This window comes from Mesorhizobium sp. CA5 (assembly GCF_020165105.1).
Taxonomy (GTDB): domain Bacteria; phylum Pseudomonadota; class Alphaproteobacteria; order Rhizobiales; family Rhizobiaceae; genus Mesorhizobium.
This window is the reverse complement of sequence record NZ_JAIUHJ010000001.1, coordinates 305,327-321,185: the sequence shown is the minus strand read 5'-3', so window position 1 is coordinate 321,185 and position 15,859 is coordinate 305,327. Positions and strand designations below refer to the sequence as shown.

Here is a 15,859-nt window from a genome sequence, read left to right as displayed (position 1 = left end):
GCCTCTGTAAACCCGACTCTGCGCAGTCTACATCGTGCGAGCGATATTAGCCATGACGCACCTAAGTCGGTGCGGCCTTCGGGCGAAAGCCGCGAGGTTTGGCGGCGGTTTTGCAAAAAATGGCTCGCCTCTTTCGAAGCGAGCCGAAAAGGGAGCCGGGCTTGAGGTCGGCTCCATCCAGGTTGCCACCTGAATTCCAAGCAGAGCTAGCGTAACAAAGCTCGGAATTTATTCCACCGCAACGGGGCAAAGGTTTTTCCGACACGCGGCCGCTAGCCTTTGCCGATCGGCCATCGCACAGAAGACGCCGCCGGCCCGCATATCTCCCCAATCAGCCGGCGGGCGAAAGCATGCGCTTCAGCGTCCCGTCCCTCAGCCAGAACTGATGGTAGAGCGCCGCCACGACGTGGACAGCGATCATCACGATGAATGCCGGCTTGGCAAGCGAATGAATGTCACCCCAAGGGTCGCCCAGATAGAACGCCAGAAGCCCGATTGCCGGCGTTGCCAGCAACAGCACATAGAACAGGCCGTGCGATACATGCGCGGCGACCCGCATCCATCTCGATCCATGACCGGCGGGGGCCGGCGCGCCGGATACCAGCCTGAGGACCAGTCGAACAAGCACAAGCGCAAGAACAGACAGGCCGACCCAGTAATGAGCTGAGCCCAGCGCCTGGTCGGTGGCCGATACCGGCTGGCCGTCTTCGGCGGCGTCCACGACGACCGTCATGCTCTCACCGAAGAAGAGCTGAAATAAAACCAGCGCTGCAATCAGCCAATGCAGCGCGATCTGAAAAATTGAATATCCACGTCTGGTTTCCATCGCGACCGTTCCCTGAATACAAGGCGTCCCACGCCTTAACGTTGCTGAATAGTCGCGAGGACGATGGCCGAATTTGGCTCGAAAGCTCCCGTAATTGTGGCCACAATCTTACATTTTCGTATGGCGAGCATTCGCGCCGGCCTTGGCGGTTCGAGACTAGGACCGGCACCTTGCAAGCGCGCAGCATTTGGGCAATGCTTGGGCCTGGGGGAGTGGTTTCCGTAATTTCGGAAGCGCGATTACATGTTCATCGACTACTACGAAGTTCTGGAAATAAGCCCGAACGCCAATTCCGAGACCATCGAGCGGATTTTCCGCTACTTTGCCATGCGCTATCACCCCGACAATCGGGAAACCGGCAATGAATCGCGCTTCAGCGAGATCGTTGAAGCCAACAATACACTCCGCGACCCCGTCAAGCGGGCTCAATACGATATCCTTTACCGCGAGCATCTGGGTCTTCGTCATGAACTCACCGAGGGAGCGCGCGACGGCGGCGGCATGGAGCGCGATTCCGTCATCCAGGCCAACCTGCTGTCGCTTCTCTATGTGAGGCGCCGGCGGGACGTCAACAATCCGGGCATCGGCGACGACGAACTCGAGCGCCTGTCCGGTTGCCCCCGCGAGCACCTGGAGTTCCACCTGTGGTACCTCAAGTCGAAGGGCTTCATCGGCAGGACGGAGAACGGCACGTTCGCGATCACCGTGGAAGGCATAGATCACGCCGGGGTTAAGCAGGGCCGGAATCGCCCTGACGCCACCCGCCTGCTCGATCACGCCGAATGAGCCGGTTTGCGTCGCCCTGATCGTCAAAGGTCCGCCTGCTGGCCTGAACCAGCGGCGGGCACGACGAAGGAACAGCTACATCCCGCAGGAATCGACCGTCCTCCTCTCCTCACCTCCCCGTATCTGGGCGGTTCCACCGGGGCCGCGGAGCATGCCATGCGCCTTGGAGGGCAGAACAGCGTCGGTGACTTAGGCACTGTGCGCCCTCGAACACAAGGCGACTGAGGTCTGGCGCACTGCCGCAATTGGCACGGCTTGCGACGGCAAATGCAGTCGCGAATGCAGGCACCGCTGGAGCTTGCTCTTGTGTGACGCAGTCCGTTCCTGGCCGGTGCGAGATCAAAGGGATTGCCTGCCCGCCGTGCCGGCGATAAACATGTCGCAGCACGATATATTATCCCGCGGCGCGCAGTAGAGCGTCCGCAAGCCGGCGTCTCGGTTTCGACCGCCGGCCACCCGGAAAACAGGTGGCAACCTGGTGCGGGATCAGCACCCGGCAATGGCGCTCCCGCTTTGGCTCGTCTCGACTGAGGCGAGCCATTTTTCTGCCGGAGACGGCGCGCCCGTCGCCCTGTCAACAAAAAACCGCCGGGCGAGGCCCGGCGGCTTTCGCTCGCCCTCCGGTCGGTTCGTCCGGCCTTATGGGGTTGTTGTGGTTGTCGCCGTGGCCGCGGCTTGCGCGTCGATCTTGCCCGCCAAAGTATCCTTGGCCCAGGCGGTGACGTCGGCGTCGACTGGCTTGTTGGCCATGTCGGCAAGGGCAGCGTCCAGCGACGCATCGGTGGGAGGCGGCGCGTTGTCAACCGCGGCCTGCGCATCGGCGATCGCCTGGGCATCAGTGGTGCTGATCGTGGCGTTCTGGGCGTCAATCTGTCCCTGAACGTCGGCGATCTGCGCATCGAGAGCCGCCTGCTGTTCGGGCGTGAAGCCGGTTGTGTCGGTCGCGTTGAGGTCGGCGAGTTGCTGAGTGAGGTCGGCGAGCTTGCTCTGGTCGGCGGCCAGTTGGGCGTTTGCCGCGTCGAGGTTGGCCTGGGCGTTCTTGGCTGCCGCGGCCTGCGTCACGTAAGCCTGGACGCCGGCGAACTTCTTGCTCTTGGAATTCATATAAGCGTTGATGTTGCGCTGCAGCGAGTTCAGCCGGCCGAGCTTGGCGTGAATGTTCTTGTCCTTGGGCGTGGCAGACGTGGTCGTATCGTCAGTCGTCGCGTCATCGGTCGAGTTGTCATCCGACGCGCTGGCATCGGCGCTCTTGTTGTGGCCCGGAGCCGAGGCCGAGTTGCCGTGCGAGGCGCCGCTCTTGCCGCTGCCCCCGCCATTTCCATGACCGCCACCATTACCGTTACCGCCGCCGTTTCCGTTGCCGCCGCCATGGCTGCCGCCATTGCCGTGGCCGCCGCCGTTACCGCCGGCGCCCGCAAGCGCGGGGGCGGTCGCAAGCGCGAGAATGGCCAGGGATGCCAGAAGTGTCTTTCGCAATGTCATTGTGCTTCTCCGCAGATGAATCGTCACTATGGCCCAACCGCTAGGCAGCCTCTTATGAGAATTTCCTAATGGCGTCGGATAAACTTTAAGCAACTGCGGTCGCGAAATGAGAGCATAGCCGCGGCCTCTCCGCAATTTTCCCAAAACACCAGGTTAACCCGTTGAAATTTAACGTAAATACAAAGGGCTTAGCATCTGTGGGCCGTTTGGAACAAAGAAGGCCCTTGTCTCGCCAGACCATGGTCCCAAGAGGCAATTGCCGCCGCGACAATCCCCTGCAATCGGGATCACCTGCGCCTTTGGAACCCTGCCGAAAGGTCGGGGTTAAACAAGCGAAGGGACGTTGCCTAAAAGGACAGTCACCATGAAACGAATTCTTCTCGTTGCCGCCTTTGTTGCTTTGTCCGGTGGTCTGGCGACGGCGCAGTCGGGCACGACATCGGGCAGCTCATCGACATCGTCATCCACCACAACGACGATGCCCAGCAGCCAGGGCACAGACACGACCACGACGAACTCGACCAATTCGAATTCAGCGAAGGACTGCGCGCCTGGGCAACAGACCGGCAGTGCCAAGCAGGCGGCCCCTGGCCAACAGGATACGAGCGCCAAATCCAACGCTCCCGGCCAGATGAAAACCACAACGGAAGGCTGCTAGCCACCAGGCACAAGCGGGCCTGGCTTTTTGCCGGCCATCAAGCGGAAGGATTTGGATCTTCCGTGCCATCAGTCTCGGTCGGCGTGCCGGTTGCCGTCTCCGGCTCCTGACCCTCGCCCGAACCGGTCGGGGAAAGCACGGTCAGGTCCATTCGGGCGATCCGGGATGCGGATTTTCCTTGGGCATTCGGCTCGCCTATGTCCGTCTCAAAGACCGAGGCTTTCGCGAGGTGGCCGACGCTTTCGGCGCGCTTGCCCGGGAAAGTTTCCGACGCCTGGGGTCTGCTCGCTTGATGCACGGCGCCTGGGCCGTGCTGGCTTCCAACAAGAGAGGTCATGGCTGCGCTCCTGATATTGGATGGCAGCAACCCCTAGCATTCCTGGCTGGCGCCAGCCTTGCAGCTTTTTAGAGAATCCTAAGGTACATCCGTTCGTCCCCCTAGCTGCTGACCAGGGGCACGGCTACCGAGGTAGTGTAGCTGATCGGGTAATTGCTGAAATAGGGAAAGCTGATGACAAAGGCATAGCTGGCGTTGACATGTGCCATGCGGAACCCGCCGCTCGCCGGATCGGTGGTGATGGTGACGTTCACATTCCGCAGGCCAAGCGCCTGAAGCTTCTGTGTGGCGATGACCTGGATGTCGGCCTGCGTCAGCGTGTTGTTGAGCTGCAGGGAGCGCGCCGAGGCTTCGAGCGCGTAGCGCACGCTGGATACGCTGTTCATCGACCAGCCGAAGGCGAAGATGCCGAACAGGAGCATGATGAGAAAAGGCGCGACCAGGGCGAATTCGAGACCGGCGCCGCCCGCCTCATTAGCCGCAAATGCCGAAAGCCGGAGCCTTTGTTTAGCGCACACGGACCACCTGCACATGGCCGATCGCGGTATTGTCTGGGTATGGACCAAAGGTGAAGGGCGGGATCCAGGTGCCGGATGCCTGAATCTGGACGTAGACGGACGGCGCTTTCGGTCCACTGCATAAGGTCGACGCATCGACCACGGTGGTCCCACACTTATAGATGCGACTAATCGTAACCTGCGCGTCGGAAGGCTTGTTCTCCCAGCTCGCCAGCGCGACAGTCTGGGTCGCGCTGTCGTCAGCGGAGCCAGCCATCACGAGGTTGGCCGCCGTTTTCACACCGGCGCGCATCGACAGCGAACCCGCGACATAGGACCAGCCGTCCATGATTCCGAGCAAGGCCGCGCACAAGACGGGCAAAACAAACGCGAGTTCCACCGCGGCGATGCCCGATTCATCGCGAATGGCTGGCATCAATCGACGGGCAGCGGATTTCACTCGACCACCGCAACCGACTGAGCGGCCGGGATGTCCTTCATCCCGAGGCTCGAGCAGTCCTGGTTGATGGTCGAGTTGCCCGACCACTGGATGGTATCGGCAACGACCTGGGTGCAGCCATTCACGCCCGAGAAATTGCCGAGATAGTTGACCTGTTGCCTGGGGAAGTAGATCGCGCCGGTCAAAAGCGAAGTCGCGGTGCCGTTGAAGGTGCTCTGCGCGGCGGTCCCCGTCCGGTCGCCATAGAACAGCACGCCGGAATAGGTGCCCGTAGTCGGGGCGGCCAGCGTCACGGTGGCGTTGCCGTTCATGCTGACAGTGTTGCTGCCGGCCATGAAGATCGTAACGTCGCTGCCTTGGATGACGGCACCCGCATTGATCTTCAAGTCGCCCTGGACGACGTAGACACCGGGGGAAAGCGTGATGTTGCCGTTGAGGCTCATGCCGCTGCAGTAGGTCCCGGGCTGGATCGTTTGCGTCGTCTTGTTGCCGTTGATCTTCTGGCATGGGGTCGTGGTCGCGGGAGCCGGCAAGCTGGCGAACGGATCGGCCGCCGGCAGCGCCTGGGTGATCGGGGCCTTGCAGACCATCGGCACCGGATTGTTCAGCACGACGCCGCCGGCCGAAATCAGGCAATCGGCCTGAAGCCCCGCCGACCCCTGCACCTTGATGGCATCGTTGGCGATCGAATTCGCCATGATGACGCAGCCGGCCAGTTTGACGCTGGTGCTGCCGGAGAAAAGTGCTGCCTGGGAGGCCGACGGATTGAGCGCTTCGATGCAAGCTTTGGAGGCGTCGGTGATCAGCGCCACCGCCCTCGCCCGCTCCGGTACTTTTGTCTGAGTGAAGATGGACGTGAAGATCCGGTCGAGATCCTGGTTGAGGATGACCTCGACCGCCTTCTTGGCCGTGTTCGGTCCCGACGCCGGCGGGGTGTTGACGACAATGGTGCCCGCACCAAGGCCATTCGAGGCGGCCGATGACGCGGCGGCGGCGGTGATGGCATCCGTGTTGGATCCGGCGATCTTTTCCAACGCGCCGGCATAGGCGGCCGCGTCGGCGATCGCCTGCAGCTTCAGGCTCGAATAGTACCAGTAGGAGGTCTCGACGCCGAGCCCGGCGCCGCCGACGACGACCGGCAGGGTGAGCGCGAAAATGGTGGCGACATTGCCGCTCTTGCCTTCGCAAAAGCGTCGAGAGCCGCGTCGAGAAAAAAGATTTCTGATGAACCGACCTGAAAAGGCCATGGCCGAGCGCACCCAAGCTATCCCAGCCGTTACGTCATCATCGCCGTATGAACGAATGCCTAATTATTTCGCTCGATTTTTGCCGGTGGGACCCTAGCGCTCCGCTGCCCCCGCCTTGCGCCGCACACACTAAGACTTAAGGCCCATAAAGCCTCGGACTTAAGGTTTAAGCGTCGGTAAAACCGTGCATTTTAGCTCTCTCTGCATTTTATCTATTTTGGAAATCGACCGTAGAGACGGCGCGCATATCACTCTCGGACATATGACGAGGGCGAGCTCCATGTTGGGACGTTTTTTGGCATCGAGGCGCGGCAACTTTGCGATCGCAGCCGCGGTCGCCATGGTGCCGCTTATGCTTGGCGTGGCGGCATCCATCGACCTGATAGGCACGAGCGACGACGCCGCGCAGTTGCAGAACTCGCTGGACGCGGCCGGCTTGGCGATCGGCACGAAATACCTGCCAGGCATGTCGGCAAGCGACGTGCAGCAACTCGGCCAGACCTTCTTCGCCGCCAATATGAGCGCAGCCGACGCGCAGGAACTATCGGGCAGCCTCGCCGCCTTCCAGGCCAGCGCGAGCGGCGATCCGGGCGCCTATTTCATTTCGCTGTCGTCGAGCATCAGCCGGCCGGCCTTCGTCGCCGGCATGCCGGCCTGGCAGGCGACGCGCACCGCCTCGGTCAAGCTCAAACCCGGCGCGCAAGCCTGCGTGCTCGCGCTCAATCAGCACGCCGACGGCGCGGTCAACCTGCAGGGCTCGACCAATGTGGCGATGAACGGCTGCGTGATCGCGGCCAATTCAGACGCGCCCGACGCCGTCAATCGCGGCGGCTCGGCGATCGTCAGCGCCGGCTGCGTCTCGACAGTCGGCGGCACGCAAGGGCTGACGCCGCCAAACGCCACGCTTTCCTGCGGCGCGCCGCATGAGAACCAGTATGCTTCGTTCGATCCGCTGGCCGACGTCGTTCCTCCCGCCTATACGCTGTGCCTGCCGGTGCCCAATGGCAAAACGGTGACGCTCTCGCCGGGTACCTATTGCGACAAGACCTTGTCGGGAAAGATCACCCTCAATCCGGGCACCTACATCATGCGCAATGTCACCATAAAGCCGGGCGGCAACGGCAGCCTGAGCGGCCAGGGCGTGACGATCTTCCTGATGGAGAACTCACAGCTCTATATCAACGCCAACGAACAGGTGAACCTGTCGCCGCCCACCAGCGGCCCCTACGCCGGAATCACCGTCTACCAGGCTCACGGCAACACCCAGGCGCTGACGCTGAACGGCGGATCGGGCTCCGTGGTCAGCGGCTTTATCTACGCCCCGGACGCCGTCATCACCTATGCCGGAAATTCGGACATGAACGCCCAGGGCAGTTGCCTGCGGCTGGTCGGCGATACGATCTCGATGACGGGGAACTCGGCCGTGAAGTCGGATTGCACGGCCGAACTCGGAGGCCGGGCGGCGTATGCGGGCCGGATGATCACCCTGGCGAAATGAGCACCAACCTCCTCCGCCAGGAGGAGGACGAGATTGCGCCTAGCCGACAATATCCGCGCCCGCTCGCTCGTCGAAGAGCACGGCGCAGCCGCGCTTGAGCGCGACCTGCGTCAAGGCGTTGGCCGCATCCTCATCCGACGAGACGAAATCGCCGGTCAGGACGCGCAACTCCTCGACGGCCCTCGACATCGGCACGATACGGCCGGCCGAACGGTCGCTCACGCAGGCGTCGATGACGCACAGAAGATCGATGAGTTCGAAATTGTCCATGGCGGCCTCCGCCAGCGCCATCCCTTCGCTCCGTCAACGGCCCGGGGCGCGGACTGGTTCCCGCGCCCGGCTTCATCCGCGCGGCCTGGCGGGCGCGAGCTTGAGGTCGAAGCGGGCCGGCAGGCATGGCTCGAGGCAGGCTCGGCGCAGCGATCCGGTCGCAATCGTATCGACCGGGAGAAGGATCACCATACGGGCCTGGCGCTCGGGCCAGAGCGGCCTGCCGAAGACGAAGAAGACGCCGCCGACCAGGCCGGCCAGAAGCAGTGCGGCAAACAGATTGGCGATCATCTTACCGGGTTGCACGGCCCTCAACTCCAGGAGCGGTTTCAGGGAAAGGCGTGCCCGCCATATCGCAGGAATAGCGGGCACGCCGTGGTCAACCGCCGATGAAGGGACTTTGTCCGGCGGCTTGCTAGCCAATGATTTTGGTGCCGTCGTTGTTTCCTGAAAATAGGCGTGTCGGGCCTCTGCGTTCGTGCGATGGGACTTCGGTCCGAAGATGGCCCGGGACCGTCGCCCGAGGGCCTGGAATATCCACCTTCCACGACAATGCGCCAAGCGTTCGGCTGAGCTCGCGGTCACCTCTATTAATTAGCAATCGCTCATAATAAGGCTTATGAATACACTCGCGGTCGCCGACGATCGCAACGTCAGGCGCCGCTTCACACATGGGAGGGATACCATGGCCGAAGTTGCAATGAAGGTGACGAAACTCGAATCCAGATCGCACAACAATCCCGACGAGGTCCGCGCGCCCGCAAAGACGCGTGTCGAGATCGTCCGGCTCCCGGGCTATACGCTCGGGCGAATGAACATGCAGCCGGGCTGGAAATGGTCCGAATGTGTGAAGCCGGTGGTCAAGACCGACAGCTGCCAGGTCTCGCATGTCGGCTATGCCGTGTCCGGCTCGATCACCGTACGGATGACCGACGGCACGCAAAAGACCATCGAGGCCGGCACTTCCTACACCATCCCGCCCGGCCACGACGCCTGGGTGGAAGGCAACCAGCCGTTCCAATGCATCGAGGTGCTGAGCGCCGAAGAATACGCCAAGCCGGCATAGCGCAGACAGTCGCAATTTACGTTCAGAAGCGAAGGAGGGATCGCCTCGCGAGGCGATCCCTCCTCAGCCTGCGGCGGCGTGTCCCGCGCAAAGGTCATTCGCACAACCGGCGCTCTATCTGTGGCTGCGCCCCCAGTTGTGGAAACCTGCACGGCCAAGCGTGGTGGCTTGACAGAGAGCTTCTTTTGTTCTCTTTATGTTCCGTTAATTCCCCTTACAAAAGACGCAGCTAATGCTGCAATGCCACACAAATGGCCATGGGAGCGCGCGATGGCCGCCACGAACACCGCCGCGGCCGCCACCATCCTGCATGCCGACCTCGACGCCTTCTACGCCTCGGTCGAGCAACTGCTAGATCCGTCATTGCGTGGCAAGCCGATCGCCGTCGGCGGAGGCGTGGTGCTGGCGGCCTCCTATGAGGCGAAAATCTTTGGCGTGCGCGGCGGCATGCCGGGCCGCAAAGCGCGCGAGCTCTGCCCTCAGCTCATCTTCGTCGGCGGTCATTTTTCTGAATACCAGCGCCTCGGCGACGCCGCGATCAAGGTGCTCGACGATTTCACGCCGGCGGTCGAGCGCATCTCGATCGACGAGGCTTTTGCCGACGTCGCCGGCTGCACGCATCTGTTCGGATCACCGCAAGAGATCGCGCGAAAAATCCGCGAGCGGGTGAAGGCCGAGCTCGGTCTGCCGATCTCGATCGGCGTGGCGCGGACGAAGCATCTGGCCAAGATCGCCTCGCAGGTAGCCAAGCCCGACGGGCTGGTGGTGGTCGAGCCCGACAGCGAGCTCGCCTTCCTGCACGACCTGCCTGTCACGCTGATGTGGGGTGTCGGCCCGGCGACCAAGGCCAGGCTGGCCGAGATCGGTGTCGAGACGATCGGGCAATTGGCGCGCACCCATAGCGGGGCGCTGGAGCGGCTGATCGGCCATGCCGCCGGCCAGAAGCTTGCCGCGCTCGCCTGGAACCGCGACCCGCGAAAACTCGAGGCACACCGCCGCGCGCATTCTGCCGGCGCGCAATCGGCGCTCGGCAGGAAGCCGGCAGTGCCGCGCGTCTTCGTGCCGACGCTCCTGCATCTGGCCGACCGCGTGGCCAGCCGGTTGCGCGCCAAGGACCGGCCCGGGCGCACAGTGACGGTGCGGGTTCGCTTCGCTGATCTGCGCGCTGTGAGCCGCTCGATCACGCTCGACCAGCCGATCCAGGCGACCGCGATGCTGGCGGAGATCGCCGAGGAACTGGTGCGCGGCGTGCTTGCCGCCCATCCGGGCGAGAGGGACATCTCGCTGCTCGCCATCTCTGTCTCGCATCTGGAGGAGCGTGCCGAGCTGCAGCTCGAACTGCCGCTCGGGCTGGCGGACGAGAAGCTGAGGCCCGGCAGCTGCAAAGGCCTGGCGCGCTTCGGCGCCGACCGGGCGGTGGACAAGATCCGCCAGCGCTTCGGCAAGGAGGCGGTCGGCTACGGCACGGTAGCGCTGGAAGGTCCGCGCTCGGTGCCGGATGGGTTTAGGGAATTGGCCGAGAAGGAGCTGTGAGTGGCTGAGGCATCTCCTCTGACGCCATTGGAGATTGACGAAAGCCTACGCGCCGTCCGTGCGCTGCGTACCAACCGCTTCGGGTAATCTCCCCGTCCGTCGGCGCGGGCCGATTTCCAATCTGTGAAGGTACGCGTTCCCCCCACTTGCAAGAATGTCGGTGCTGGGCTCGATTGCGCAAAGCCAGGCTTAAGGACGCCGGACGGACAGGCAAGGGGGCCGCGATGGAGCCGATTGCGGCTGGATCACCACCGGACGCGGATGGCAGCGCGCCCGAACGCTATGATCTCGGCCTCTGCCTGTCGGGCGGCGGCTACCGCGCCATGCTGTTTCATGCCGGCGCGCTATGCCGCCTCAACGAGGCCGGGCTGCTCCAGAAACTCGACATGGTAAGCTCGGTCTCGGGCGGCTCGATAGCCGCCGGGCTGCTGGCGGTGCTTTGGCCGCGTTTCGCCTTCGTCAACGGTGTCGCCGCCAATTTCGATATCTATCTGGACAGGATACTGGAGTTCTCGCAGGTCTTCCTCGACGCGCCGTCGATCTTCAAGGGCCTGCTCAACCCGTTTTCCGGCGCGGCGCGCGAAGTCGCCGCCTGCTACGAGAGACATTTGTTCGACGGCTCAAGGCCGATGCTGAAGAGCCTGCCGGAAAAACCCTGGTTCGTGTTCTGCTCCAGCAATCTCGGCACCGGCTCGCTGTTCCGGCTGTCGCGGCGCTACATCGCCGACTATCGCATCGGCGTCGCCTACCAGGCCGACCTGCCGGTGGCTCTCGCGGTTGCCGCCTCCTCGGCCTTTCCGCCTTTCCTGTCGCCGCTGCGGCTCGACCTCACGCCCTTCGCGTGGAAGAACGACAAGCTCGACCCCTCTGTCGGCCCGCCGGTGCCGCCTTCGCGCGCCGTGCTCACCGATGGCGGCGTCTACGACAATCACGGCATCGAGCCGGCGCTGAAACGCTGCCGCTGGCTGCTGGTCAGCGACGCCGGCGCGCCGTGGCAGGCTTCGAGCGCCGGCTATCGGAACTGGTTCTCGCAGTTGAAACGCGTGCTCGACACCACCGACAACCAGGTGCGCTCGCTCAGGCGCCGGGATCTGGTGGCGCGCTTCCAGGCGGCCAAGGACGCCGACGATCGTGGCCTGGCCAATGACGCGACCCGGCCCGGCTATGCGGCGACGCGCGGCGTCTTCTGGTCGATCGCCAGCAAGCCCGACACGGCCGAGCCGGCCTTCGTGCAAACCGCCGCCACCGCACCTGCCGATATCGGCACCTCGCTGCATTTCCTGGGCAGCGAAGAGACGGTCGATTTGGTGAACTGGGGCTATTGCGCCGCCGACCAGGCGCTGCGGGGCTGGTACGAGCCGGCAGTGGCTGCTGGCAAGGGCGTGCCGCTGAAAGCGGGCGACGTGAAGCCCGGCCGCTGCGCGCGAGTGTCGAGGATGGTGATGAGTGGCTTCAAGGTTTGAGGGTGCTCGAACTGCCAATTTCCCCCTTGTGGGGGAGATTGGCAGTTCCGCCGCCCTCGCCAATTATCAATCGCCTTGGCGCAATCCAATCCGGTTCATCCCCTGCCCAGCGCATGCTAACAGGATCACTTTCAACCCAAACACCCGGGATGGACAGCGACATGGCGATAGACAAAGTAGCTTTGGTGACGGCGGGCGGCAGCGGCATGGGCGCAGCGGCGGCCAGACGCCTGGCGGCGGACGGATTCAAGGTCGGCGTGCTGTCCTCTTCCGGCAAAGGCGAAGCGCTGGGCAAGGAGCTCGGCGGCTTCGGCGTCACCGGCTCCAACCAGTCGAATGAGGATCTGAAGCGCCTTACCGATGGCGCGGTGGAACGCTGGGGCCGCATCGACGTGCTGGTCAACAGCGCCGGCCACGGGCCGCGTGCGCAGATCATCGAGATTAGCGACGAGGACTGGCACAAGGGCATCGACACCTATTTCCTCAACGCCGTGCGCCCGACCCGGCTGGTGACGCCGGTGATGCAGAAGCAGAAGGGTGGCGTTATCATCAATATCTCGACCGCTTGGACGTTCGAGCCGAGCGCGATGTTCCCGACGTCGGCCGTGGCGCGCGCCGGGCTTGCCGCCTACACCAAGATCTTCGCCGACACTTATGCCCCCGACAACATCCGCATGAACAATGTGCTGCCGGGCTGGATCGACAGCTTGCCGGCGACGAACGAGCGCCGCGACAGCGTGCCGATGAAGCGCTACGGCACTTCGGATGAGATCGCCGCGACGATCTCGTTCCTGGCCTCAGACGGAGCCGGCTACATCACCGGACAGAACATCCGCGTCGATGGCGGCATCACAAGAGCAGTGTGAAAGGAGCGGTGTGAGGCAAAGAGGACGCCGCCCCTAGATCATCCGGGCCTGCGGGAATTGAGAACCCACAGAAAGACTATCGAGGCGACCAGGACGATCGAATTGCCGACCACGATGTTCCAAAAGCGTGTCGGATCGTCCGCCAGAGCGACCCAATGCAACTTGCCGCGGACTTCGCCTGTCTTGATGCCGCAGGCAATGTTGTAGATCGCGATGGCGGCGAGCGCCGCCATCAGGACAAACAGGTCATTGTTCTTGTTGCGATCCATGGAAGCGGCTTTAACAGCACTTGGTGAAATTTTACTTACCTTGGGTAAGGCGGCGGCCGGAAGACCGACCGCCGCCCGCTCTCATCTTGACGCAATTCCAGAAGGTTACGGCGAAGGCGCCGGAACCTACGCACTTTTCCTGGAATTGCTCCGACCTTACTGGTTGATCTCGGGCTCGACGAGCTTGGCCAGGTTGCGCAGCGATTCCTGCCAGCCGAGATAGCAGGCCTCGGCGGGGATGGCGTCCGGGATGCCGGCCTGGGTGATGTTGACCTCGGTGCCTACCGAAACCTTCTTAAGGATCACGGTCACCTCTATCTGGCCCGGCAGGTTGGGATCGTCGAAGCGGTCCGTGTAGCGCAGGCGCTCGCTCGGAACCAGCTCGACAAATTCGCCGCCGAAGGAATGGCTGTCGCCGGTGGTGAAGTTGCGGAAGGACATCTTGTAGGCGCCGCCGACCTTGCCCTCGAACTCGTGGACCGTGCAAGTAAAACCGTTTGGCGGCAGCCATTTCGCCAGCGCATCGGCCTCGACGAACGCGCGGTAAACCTTCTCCGGCTTGGTCGCCAGGACGCGGTGCAGTTGAATGGTGCTCGGCATGTCTCGATATCCTCTCTTCGTTGATCGATGCCCCAAGGACGGGCAGCCCTCAGCCGATCCGACAGAGGCTGTCAAATTTTGTGGCCCGCGGCTACCCTGCCACCCTTGCAGCGGAGGCTGCGGACATGAGCGCTTCGATCAGGCTGGGCATCGTCGGCGGCGCGGGCTGGCTGGGCGCAATGTGACGCGATGTGCGACGTCGTTGGCCATCGCTGTTCGTTCGGTCGATCGCTTTGTCGAGCAAACCGAAATCGGATTCCGGCTCGAATATCCAACGTCGAACATATGGCGACTCAGCCCTTGCTCACCGCGCGCAGCCGCGCTGGTCGATTGCGGTCACGCGCGGCATCTTGCCCATATTTCAGCATGAGCCTCGCAATATTGAGTAAAATTGAGTAATTCGAGGTGTAATTATCCCGCATAAATTGTATTAGAAACCCCTTGTTATGTCTATTTCTAATCATTATCGATCAGCGGTAATTTTTTATCTGTACTGTGACGCGAATCCTTGGAACCATAGGCCGGCTTGCAGGTTGGCCTGAAAATCAGCCGCCACCAAGAAAGGAGTGTCCGATGGGTTTCGTCGTCAACGCGGTAGGCGTTCCTCTTTATTATAGCGGCGCTTCCAACCATTGGTTTTCGGCAACGTCCGGACCGACATTCAACGGCAGCAGCGGCAACGACTCAATCTGGGCTTCCAGCGGCGTCAACGTCACCATGTATGGCGGCCAAGGCGACGACATCTATTACCTCTATTCGGCGGGCAACAAGGTGGTCGAGTACGCCGGACAGGGCATCGACACGATCAACACATGGATGAGCTACACGCTGCCGGACAATGTCGAGAACCTCGTCGTCACCAACGCCCACAACTATGCCTTCGGCAATGCGCTAGATAACATCATCACCGCCAAGGCGGGCGGCCAGACGATCGACGGCGGGGCGGGCAACGATGTGCTGATCGATGGCGGCGGCGGCGCGGATGTTTTCATCATCGCGAAGGGCAACGGCAGCGACTCGATCGTCAATTTCGCCTCGAACGATGCTGTGCGGCTCGATGGTTACGAATTCACTTCGTTCGCCGCCGTCCACAACGCCATGATCCAGGCGGGGCCTAATGTGGTGCTGAACCTCGGATCGGGCGAAATCCTCGAATTCAAGAACACCACGATCGACAAATTCCAGCCCAACCAGTTCCAGCTGCCGATCGACAAATCCGGCATGACGCTGTCCTTCAGCGACGAGTTCAACACGCTGAACCTGCACAACAGCCAGGGCGGCACCTGGGATACCAACTTCTGGTGGGGGGCTCCGAACGGCAGCACGCTGACGCGCAATGGCGAGCTGCAGTGGTATATCGACGCCAATTACGCCCCGACCAGCTCGGTGCATCCGTTCAGCGTGCAGGACGGGGTCCTCACCATCACCGCGGCGCAGGCGCCGGCCGACATCAAGCCGCTGATCAACAATTACGAATACACCTCCGGCATCCTGACCACGCATGACTCCTTCTCGCAGACCTATGGCTATTTCGAAATGAGGGCCGACTTGCCGGAACACGCCGGCGCCTGGCCGGCCTTCTGGCTGCTGCCGGAAGACGGCTCCTGGCCGCCGGAGCTGGACGTGATGGAGATGTACGGGCAGAAACCGAATTCGCTGCTGATGACCGCGCACACCAATCAGACGGGCCAGCACACCACGGTCGGATCCACCGTGAACGTCATGGACACCGCCGGCTTCCATACCTATGGTCTGCTGTGGACCCCGGACAAGCTGGTCTGGACCTATGACGGCGTGCAGGTCGCGCAAGCGGCGACTCCGTCGGACATGAACAAGCCGATGTACATGCTGGTCGATCTCGCGATCGGCGGACAAGCCGGCGCGCCGCCCGACCATCTCGCCACGCCGGCCCAGATGAAGATCGACTATATCCACGCCTATACGCTGGATGAGCTGCAGCAGAGCCATTTGAACGTCACGGGCGAACACACAGCCTAGGCG

Annotated in this window: 18 protein-coding genes; 7 read left to right on the top strand and 11 right to left on the bottom strand. The window is 62.6% G+C overall.

The annotated features are described in order from the left end of the window. Window positions 1-331 precede the first annotated feature (331 nt). The gene (locus LB529_RS01780) at window positions 332-826 is read right to left on the bottom strand and encodes a cytochrome b (RefSeq protein WP_224630373.1); all 495 of its coding nucleotides are present in this window, start codon (window positions 824-826) and stop codon (window positions 332-334) included. Between the two features lie 243 nt (window positions 827-1,069). Between LB529_RS01780 and LB529_RS01775 the strand changes: the two genes are divergently transcribed. Beyond that, window positions 1,070-1,612 carry a J domain-containing protein gene (locus tag LB529_RS01775; RefSeq protein ID WP_224529647.1) on the top strand — a complete coding sequence of 181 codons (543 nt, stop codon included), beginning with the start codon at window positions 1,070-1,072 and terminating at the stop codon, window positions 1,610-1,612. A gap of 639 nt (window positions 1,613-2,251) precedes the next feature. Here the strand turns inward: LB529_RS01775 and LB529_RS01770 are convergent. From LB529_RS01770 to LB529_RS01745, 6 genes are all read right to left on the bottom strand, one after another. After that, window positions 2,252-3,094, bottom strand: a complete 843-nt coding sequence (locus LB529_RS01770; RefSeq protein ID WP_181174878.1) for a hypothetical protein — start codon at window positions 3,092-3,094, stop codon at window positions 2,252-2,254. 324 nt (window positions 3,095-3,418) lie between these two features. Beyond that, window positions 3,419-3,670: a hypothetical protein gene (locus tag LB529_RS01765; protein ID WP_224548515.1), complete on the bottom strand. Its 252-nt coding sequence runs from the start codon at window positions 3,668-3,670 to the stop codon at window positions 3,419-3,421. A gap of 119 nt (window positions 3,671-3,789) precedes the next feature. Continuing rightward, window positions 3,790-4,119, bottom strand: a complete 330-nt coding sequence (locus LB529_RS01760) for a hypothetical protein (protein WP_224709990.1) — start codon at window positions 4,117-4,119, stop codon at window positions 3,790-3,792. Window positions 4,120-4,190: 71 nt separating this feature from the next. Next, window positions 4,191-4,607, bottom strand: coding sequence for a TadE/TadG family type IV pilus assembly protein (locus LB529_RS01755; protein ID WP_224709989.1), 417 nt, complete (start codon window positions 4,605-4,607; stop codon window positions 4,191-4,193). Then, window positions 4,597-5,046 (bottom strand): TadE/TadG family type IV pilus assembly protein, encoded by a 450-nt coding sequence (locus tag LB529_RS01750; protein WP_224548500.1) that lies wholly within the window; start codon window positions 5,044-5,046, stop codon window positions 4,597-4,599. Before LB529_RS01750 ends, LB529_RS01755 begins: the two co-directional genes overlap by 11 nt. Further along, window positions 5,043-6,293: a pilus assembly protein TadG-related protein gene (locus tag LB529_RS01745; protein WP_224709988.1), complete on the bottom strand. Its 1,251-nt coding sequence runs from the start codon at window positions 6,291-6,293 to the stop codon at window positions 5,043-5,045. The genes LB529_RS01750 and LB529_RS01745 overlap by 4 nt, the downstream gene beginning before the upstream one ends. Window positions 6,294-6,573: 280 nt before the next feature. Here LB529_RS01745 and LB529_RS01740 point away from each other — a divergent pair, with 280 nt between their 5' ends. Continuing rightward, window positions 6,574-7,791 (top strand): TadE/TadG family type IV pilus assembly protein, encoded by a 1,218-nt coding sequence (locus LB529_RS01740; protein WP_224709987.1) that lies wholly within the window; start codon window positions 6,574-6,576, stop codon window positions 7,789-7,791. Between the two features lie 39 nt (window positions 7,792-7,830). Here LB529_RS01740 and LB529_RS01735 read toward each other — a convergent pair whose 3' ends face one another. Together LB529_RS01735 and LB529_RS01730 are read right to left on the bottom strand one after the other, a co-directional pair. Further along, entirely contained in the window at window positions 7,831-8,061 is a 231-nt protein-coding gene (locus tag LB529_RS01735; RefSeq protein WP_140845461.1) for a hypothetical protein, read from the bottom strand. Window positions 8,062-8,133: 72 nt separating this feature from the next. Then, entirely contained in the window at window positions 8,134-8,367 is a 234-nt protein-coding gene (locus tag LB529_RS01730; protein WP_140845413.1) for a polymerase, read from the bottom strand. A 379-nt stretch (window positions 8,368-8,746) separates the two neighbouring features. On the opposite strand from LB529_RS01730, the gene LB529_RS01725 reads away from it, so the two are divergent. From LB529_RS01725 to LB529_RS01710, 4 genes are all read left to right on the top strand, one after another. Then, on the top strand, window positions 8,747-9,127 hold the full coding sequence (locus tag LB529_RS01725; RefSeq protein ID WP_224709986.1) for a cupin domain-containing protein: 381 nt from the start codon (window positions 8,747-8,749) through the stop codon (window positions 9,125-9,127). 270 nt (window positions 9,128-9,397) lie between these two features. Then, window positions 9,398-10,660: a DNA polymerase IV gene (gene dinB / locus LB529_RS01720; protein ID WP_224709985.1), complete on the top strand. Its 1,263-nt coding sequence runs from the start codon at window positions 9,398-9,400 to the stop codon at window positions 10,658-10,660. A gap of 224 nt (window positions 10,661-10,884) precedes the next feature. Then, complete coding sequence (locus LB529_RS01715) at window positions 10,885-12,123, top strand: patatin-like phospholipase family protein (protein WP_224709984.1); 1,239 nt, start codon at window positions 10,885-10,887, stop codon at window positions 12,121-12,123. 161 nt (window positions 12,124-12,284) lie between these two features. Next, on the top strand, window positions 12,285-12,989 hold the full coding sequence (locus LB529_RS01710; protein ID WP_224709983.1) for an SDR family oxidoreductase: 705 nt from the start codon (window positions 12,285-12,287) through the stop codon (window positions 12,987-12,989). A gap of 38 nt (window positions 12,990-13,027) precedes the next feature. Here LB529_RS01710 and LB529_RS01705 read toward each other — a convergent pair whose 3' ends face one another. Both LB529_RS01705 and LB529_RS01700 read right to left on the bottom strand, forming a co-directional pair. After that, entirely contained in the window at window positions 13,028-13,258 is a 231-nt protein-coding gene (locus LB529_RS01705; protein WP_095768274.1) for a hypothetical protein, read from the bottom strand. Window positions 13,259-13,414: 156 nt separating this feature from the next. Next, window positions 13,415-13,858, bottom strand: a complete 444-nt coding sequence (locus LB529_RS01700) for an SRPBCC family protein (protein WP_095768273.1) — start codon at window positions 13,856-13,858, stop codon at window positions 13,415-13,417. 573 nt (window positions 13,859-14,431) lie between these two features. Here LB529_RS01700 and LB529_RS01695 point away from each other — a divergent pair. Beyond that, entirely contained in the window at window positions 14,432-15,856 is a 1,425-nt protein-coding gene (locus tag LB529_RS01695; RefSeq protein ID WP_224709982.1) for a family 16 glycosylhydrolase, read from the top strand. Window positions 15,857-15,859 lie beyond the last annotated feature (3 nt).

Excerpts from the sequence above, each read along its gene's own strand:
- LB529_RS01775 (WP_224529647.1), top strand. The coding sequence starts at position 1,070 with ATGTTCATCGACTACTACGAAGTTCTGGAAATAAGCCCGAACGCCAAT.
- LB529_RS01780 (WP_224630373.1), bottom strand. The coding sequence starts at position 826 with ATGGAAACCAGACGTGGATATTCAATTTTTCAGATCGCGCTGCATTGG.
- LB529_RS01705 (WP_095768274.1), bottom strand. The coding sequence starts at position 13,258 with ATGGATCGCAACAAGAACAATGACCTGTTTGTCCTGATGGCGGCGCTC.
- LB529_RS01745 (WP_224709988.1), bottom strand. The coding sequence starts at position 6,293 with ATGGCCTTTTCAGGTCGGTTCATCAGAAATCTTTTTTCTCGACGCGGC.
- LB529_RS01700 (WP_095768273.1), bottom strand. The coding sequence starts at position 13,858 with ATGCCGAGCACCATTCAACTGCACCGCGTCCTGGCGACCAAGCCGGAG.
- LB529_RS01770 (WP_181174878.1), bottom strand. The coding sequence starts at position 3,094 with ATGACATTGCGAAAGACACTTCTGGCATCCCTGGCCATTCTCGCGCTT.
- LB529_RS01715 (WP_224709984.1), top strand. The coding sequence starts at position 10,885 with ATGGAGCCGATTGCGGCTGGATCACCACCGGACGCGGATGGCAGCGCG.
- LB529_RS01740 (WP_224709987.1), top strand. The coding sequence starts at position 6,574 with ATGTTGGGACGTTTTTTGGCATCGAGGCGCGGCAACTTTGCGATCGCA.
- dinB (WP_224709985.1), top strand. The coding sequence starts at position 9,398 with ATGGCCGCCACGAACACCGCCGCGGCCGCCACCATCCTGCATGCCGAC.
- LB529_RS01710 (WP_224709983.1), top strand. The coding sequence starts at position 12,285 with ATGGCGATAGACAAAGTAGCTTTGGTGACGGCGGGCGGCAGCGGCATG.
- LB529_RS01695 (WP_224709982.1), top strand. The coding sequence starts at position 14,432 with ATGGGTTTCGTCGTCAACGCGGTAGGCGTTCCTCTTTATTATAGCGGC.
- LB529_RS01735 (WP_140845461.1), bottom strand. The coding sequence starts at position 8,061 with ATGGACAATTTCGAACTCATCGATCTTCTGTGCGTCATCGACGCCTGC.
- LB529_RS01725 (WP_224709986.1), top strand. The coding sequence starts at position 8,747 with ATGGCCGAAGTTGCAATGAAGGTGACGAAACTCGAATCCAGATCGCAC.